The sequence below is a fragment of the Streptomyces sp. NPDC002784 genome (assembly GCF_053592135.1).
Window position 1 is genome coordinate 1 of sequence record NZ_JBSFVD010000159.1, and the last position, 1,681, is coordinate 1,681.

1 protein-coding gene and 1 pseudogene are annotated in these 1,681 nt (G+C 65.7%); both read left to right on the top strand.

Annotation, left to right across the window (positions count from 1 at the left end; genetic code table 11):
• Positions 1-446: 446 nt before the first annotated feature.
• Positions 447-1,264, top strand: a protein-coding gene (locus tag ACWD1Z_RS37430) for an IS5 family transposase (RefSeq protein ID WP_451125379.1) whose coding sequence is annotated in 2 segments (ribosomal slippage) — positions 447-804 and positions 804-1,264 — 819 coding nt in all. Because the reading frame shifts where the segments join, the coding sequence is not laid out codon by codon here.
• A 78-nt stretch (positions 1,265-1,342) separates the two neighbouring features.
• A pseudogene (locus tag ACWD1Z_RS37435) lies at positions 1,343-1,576 on the top strand (ISAzo13 family transposase); the annotation flags it as partial.
• Between the last annotated feature and the right edge of the window lie 105 nt (positions 1,577-1,681).

Sequence of the window (1,681 nt, forward strand, 5' to 3'; positions counted from 1 at the left end):
CGGCCCTCCACCAGCGCGGCCACCGCCCGCAGCCGCAACGCTTCCTGCGCCGACGGCGACAACTGCCGTGCGCCCCCCACCAGTTCACTCACACAACATTCAACGACCCAGAACGCTTACCGTTCGGATCAATAAAGGGGCGAACGCGGACACCATGAGGCGATCCGCCCCGCACAAAAGGGAGAATTCTGTGTTCCGTTACTGTTTGCCGTGGCCACTCTGACCGAAATCCTTCAACTGCACCGCAATTAGCGCAGCCTGTGCCACTACTGACTACTTTTCGGTCGAGTTCCGACCTAGCCGGGGTATGCGCAGGGAACGCTTACCTGCCCTTGAGCGCGAACTCACACCAGAACAACGTGTCTCAGATGCCATCCGCTTTCCGAACGTGCCCGTTTAGAGGTCATCTCACGTGGTGTGACGTTGGTGCGGCATGATGTCGACTTGTGGGTGCTGATCTTTCGCGTCGGCTGGTGCCGGACGGGTTGTGGGAGCTGGCTGCTCCGTTGCTGCCGGGGTTCAAGTCCCGTCCGCAGGGCGGCAGTACGGCTCCGGTGGACGAGCGGGCGGTGTTCACCGCCGTGGTGTACGTGCTGACCAGCGGGTGTTCTTGGCAGCTACTGCCGGGGGACTTCGGGGTCTCGCCGGCTACCGCGCACCGTCGGTTCACGTCCTGGACCGAGGCGGGGGTGTGGCGGAAGCTGCACCGGGCGGTGCTGGACGAGCTCGGTGCCAAGGGTGAGATCGACTGGACCTCGGCGATCGTGGACGCGGCAAGCGTGCGCGCGAAAAAAGGGGCTCGCTGACCGGCCCGAATCCGGTCGACCGGGGCAAGAAGGGCAGCAAGCTCCACGTCCTGTCCGACGCCCGGGGCTTGCCACTCGCGGTAGCCGCGTCGGGCGCGAACGTCCACGACACCCACGCCCTGCGGCCATTGATCGGCGGCATACCCGCGATCCGCTCCCGGCGAGGGCCCCGCAGGCGACGGCCCGCAAAGCTTCGGGCCGACAAGGCGTACCACTCCGCCGACCACCGCAGATGGCTCCGGATGCGGGGCATCGTGCCCCGCATCGCCCGGCCCGGCATCGAGACCGGCGAACGCCTGGGCCGGCATCGCTGGAAGATCGAGCGCACCATCGCCTGGCTCTTCGGCTACCGCCGCCTCACCGTCCGACACGAACGCAAGGGAGAACACTTCCTCGCCTTCCTCGGCCTCGCAGCCGCCCTCACCTGCTACAAGAAGCTCGCGAAACTCGCCACGTGAGATGACCTCTTAGAAGCCGTAAGTTAACTACTGCGGATTCGGGCCAATACCTCGGTGCTGCGATGTAGTTGAGCTGTTGTGGCGATTCCGGATGAAGTCCTGGCGGTACTGGATGCGAAGTTCGCGGCAGTGCTGCCGCATCTGGACGAGCGGCAGCGCCGTCTGTATCTGGCGTCCGAGGCCGAGGCTCTGGGGCATGGAGGGATCGCGGCCGTGGCGGGGCTGGCGGAGGTCTCGGAGTCGACCGTCGCACGAGGGCGTGAGGAACTCGCCGGCGGGGCAGAGCTGTTGGGGCGGGTGCGCAAACCGGGTGTGTCAATTTAACGGCCCTGTCTCACATTCGGTGGTGACGGAGCGTGCTGTTATCCGAGGAGGATGCGGTGCCGGAGCAGGGTGAAGCCTGCTCGTCCGTGCATC